Here is a 3,905-nt window from a genome sequence, read left to right as displayed (position 1 = left end):
TAAACAAAAAAATCGGTGGCCTCACCGATTTTTTTGTTTACGAATATTTTCAGAAATGCTTGTTTGCAAAAAATCAATCGTCCAATTTATAACAGCTTCGTCATGTATGGAAAATAGTGGTGTTACGCTGATATCAGTTTTATAAATCTCTGTATCTTCCCAGCAGATAACCGCTTTAATATTTGTTAACTGTAATAAGGGTAAATCATGATTATTTCTTATCATTACCAATTTGGGATAATCCTTTTGTTTATGTCCTTCAATCAAAATCACATCTGGTTGGAAGAAACTTAACAATGCAATCTGGTGGTCCAATTCATTTAGATTATTTTCACATTGAAGGATGAGCCGTCCATCCCCTTCAACAAGGGTTGCAATAGCTCCTGCAGCGATATGTTTTTCTGAATCCTTTTCTGCCAGCAAATCAGGTTTTCCACCATGTCCATGGTGTTTGATTGTAGCAGATTTGATCCCTTGTTCTTTTAGTTTTTGGATTATTTTGGAGATAAAAGTTGTCTTTCCACTATTCTGAAAACCGACAATTTGAATAATAACCGGATTTACCAAGGCCACTCACTGCCTGTTTGGTCCTCCAACAATAATACCTCTACCTCGTCTCCTTGTGAGAATCCTCTTGTCCCTCCTGAAAGAATGGTTAATGAATTCGCTCCAGCTAAACTCATAATGATATTTGATTTATCTACACCGCTTGGAGTCACCTTTAATCTACTATCCTCAATATGAAGGGAACTACGGACAAATCTGGTGAATGGATTTGCTTTTGAAAAATCTGCATCTAAAATGGCCTTTTCCCTGCGTAAGTGTGGTTTTCCCGAGAAAAGCATTCCTCGAATAATTGGGCGAACAAATAATTCAAAGCCTACATAGCATGCCGATGGATTACCTGAAAGACCAAATAGGATTTTTCCTTTAAAATGGGCAACTGTAGTTACACTTCCAGGCCGCATCGCAACTTTATTAAACAACACCTCTGCTTCTAATTTCTCATAAATTTCTGGCAGGTAATCATAATCCCCCACTGATACACCACCGGTTGTGATTAAAAGATCCACTTTGTTTAAAGCATTTTTAACCGCTTCAAAGCATGTATCAAATTCATCTGGCAGCTTTCCAAAATAATGGACAACTCCACCTGCTCTTTCAATTTGGGCAGCAATCATATGAGAATTGCTGTTGCGGATTTTCCCCGGAACTAGCGCTTCATTCACTTCCAGAAGCTCAGTTCCAGTAGCAAACAGTCCTACAAGCGGCTTTTTAGCTACTGGAACCAATGAATACCCGAATGTCGCAAGCATCGCCTGGATACCAGGGTTAATTAACGTACCCTTTTTAACCAATACTTCTCCCCTCTTCGCATCCTCACCTGCAAAAGATACATTATCACCCTTTTTAAAAGGGCGCTTAATTGACATAAAGGGAGTTCCTGACTTTTCATAGGCTTGCGCCAATTCAAACATTACTACAGCATCAGTTCCTTCCGGCATCATAGCCCCCGTCATAATTCTGACTGCTTGGTGTTGTGTAACCGTTTTGTCGGAAACCATCCCTGCACCGATATGATCAATAACTTCAAATTCAATTGGATTAGTGGCAGAAGCTTCGATTGAATCTATGGCCCTAATAGCAAATCCATCATACGGTGCTCGATCAAAATGGGGTACATCACAAGTGGCAATTAAATCCTCCGATAAAAAACGACCAAAGCTGTCATCTATGGAGACATACTCCGTTAACCCATGTAATCGATGGTCCATTATTTTTTTTACTGCTTCCCCTATCGGAATAGATTGTCTTCTTTCAAACAAATTCATCGGCTCCTATCTTCAAAACTCATATCTAATCGATATTATAAGCCTATCAAATAAGACACTGAGTTATCAAATATCACAAATTAAAAAGATTTTGACCAGAATACAAAAAAACACCTTTATTGTGTGATTCAGGTCACCTAATTACTTTTGATTATCGATTATGCTTAACTCAGTTAAAGAATTTTAGGAGGTTTTAACGTGACATTCCCTATTACTGCTACTTCATTAGTTAAAGATATTGTTAATCAATTACCTAAGACAAGTGACGTTTTTAAGCGTAATCGCATTGATTTTTGCTGTGGAGGTAATATTCCACTTTCTGAAGCTGTTGAAAAAAACGGGCTGAATATGGATTCATTATTGGAAGAGTTAAACGATGTATTTGAAAAATATGAACATGTTGAAAAAGATGTAGCTGTTTGGACAGATTCAGATTCCAATACAATCATTGAGCATATAATCACGAATTATCATAGAGCTTCACAGGAAGAATTAGCGCTTCTTAGCCCTTATGTAACAAAGGTATCAAAGGTTCATGGCGATCATCATCCCGAGTTATTAAAAGTATATGAACTGTTTTATGAATTTAAAAAAGAGTTAATGGAACATATGGAAAAAGAAGAGCAAGTTGTTTTTCCATTGATCAAAAAACTAGCAGATGGTACAGTTGAAAATCGAGAAGAAGCAATTAACATGATTGTAGAACTTGAAAAAGAACATGATCATGCCGGTGAAATTCTCCGACAAATTCGTGAGGTCACTTCTGATTACGAACTGCCAATTGATGCTTGCGGAACATATCGTTTAGTATATGCACGCTTAGAAGCATTAGAAGGATTAACATTCATGCATGTCCATCTGGAAAATAATATCTTATTTCCACGATATCTTAGCTAATGAGCAAAAAAACTCTCTTCGAAGTCAGAAGAGAGTTTTTTTTTAACCGCCTATATAGGACATTTCAATTTTATTGCGCTGTTTATTGGTTTCCACCGTTCTTTCATCAGAATATCGATCAGCCCGGTCATTCCAAATAGCAGAAATCCGTCCTGCCAATTCCTGATCAGTTGCTCCGTTTCTCATAAAATTGCGGATGTCATGACCATTACCATTGAATAAACAGGTGAAAATTTGGCCATTCGCAGAAAGACGAGCACGAGTGCAGCTTGAGCAGAATGATTCGGAAACAGAGGTGATAAAGCCAACCTGAACATTTGAGTCTGTATAACGATCATGCTTTGCAACTTCACCAAAATATGCTGGATTGACTGGTTCCATGTTGAAGTGTTCTTTTAACAATTGATGTATTTGTTTCTTTGTAACAACATCATCCATCTTCCAGCCATTTGTAGACCCTACATCCATATATTCAATGTATCGGAGCTCCAAATTATGATCTTTACAGAATTTGGCCATAGGAACGATCTCAGAATCATTCAAACCCTTTTTTACAACCATATTAATTTTTACGCCGAGGCCGAACTTTTTCGCTGCTTCAATACCTTCAAGGACGGGACCAGTCCCGATCCCTCGCCCATTTATTTTCCCAAATAATTCATTATCCAGACTGTCAAGGCTGACATTCACTCTTTTTAGTCCAGCCTTTTTTAATTGTTCAGCAAATTTAGGAAGAAGGACACCGTTTGTCGTTAGGCCAATATCCTCGAGCCCCTCAATTGTGGATAGTTTTTCAACAAGAACGGGCAAATCTCTTCTTAAAAGTGGTTCACCACCGGTTAAGCGAATTTTTTTTACCCCAAGATAAACAAATATTTTGGCAACACGTTCAATTTCTTCATAAGTCAGCAAGGCACTTCTGGGGAGAAATTCAAAATCGGGGCCAAATGAGTCCGCAGGCATACAATACTGACAGCGGAAATTACAGCGATCAATAACCGAAATCCTTAAATCACGTAATGGTCTATTTAGTTTATCTGTAATCATGTTTTTTTCCATTAACATCAACTCCATTTGGTCCTACAAACTATGTTATATTTATTGTATCAGATGATCCTGTAAAAAGGCGATACATTATTCACTGTAACAATACTTTTTATTGGTAAATTAGTGTTT

Annotated in this window: 4 protein-coding genes; 1 reads left to right on the top strand and 3 read right to left on the bottom strand. The window is 37.5% G+C overall.

What is annotated here, in order from left to right:
- Positions 1–21 precede the first annotated feature (21 nt).
- Positions 22–573, bottom strand: coding sequence for a molybdopterin-guanine dinucleotide biosynthesis protein B (gene mobB, locus V7083_RS21740; protein ID WP_335482001.1), 552 nt, complete (start codon positions 571–573; stop codon positions 22–24).
- Positions 561–1,832, bottom strand: a complete 1,272-nt coding sequence (locus tag V7083_RS21735; protein WP_438823761.1) for a molybdopterin molybdotransferase MoeA — start codon at positions 1,830–1,832, stop codon at positions 561–563. The genes mobB and V7083_RS21735 overlap by 13 nt, the downstream gene beginning before the upstream one ends.
- 198 nt (positions 1,833–2,030) lie before the next feature.
- Here V7083_RS21735 and ric point away from each other — a divergent pair, with 198 nt between their 5' ends.
- Complete coding sequence (gene ric, locus V7083_RS21730; RefSeq protein ID WP_335481997.1) at positions 2,031–2,729, top strand: iron-sulfur cluster repair di-iron protein; 699 nt, start codon at positions 2,031–2,033, stop codon at positions 2,727–2,729.
- A gap of 42 nt (positions 2,730–2,771) precedes the next feature.
- On the opposite strand, the gene moaA is transcribed toward ric, so the two are convergent.
- Complete coding sequence (gene moaA / locus V7083_RS21725; protein WP_335481995.1) at positions 2,772–3,788, bottom strand: GTP 3',8-cyclase MoaA; 1,017 nt, start codon at positions 3,786–3,788, stop codon at positions 2,772–2,774.
- Positions 3,789–3,905: the final 117 nt, after the last annotated feature.

The organism is Bacillus sp. JJ1764 (assembly GCF_036962145.1).
Taxonomy (GTDB): Bacteria; Bacillota; Bacilli; order Bacillales; family Cytobacillaceae; genus Neobacillus.
This window is presented reverse-complemented; position numbering and strand designations above follow the sequence as displayed.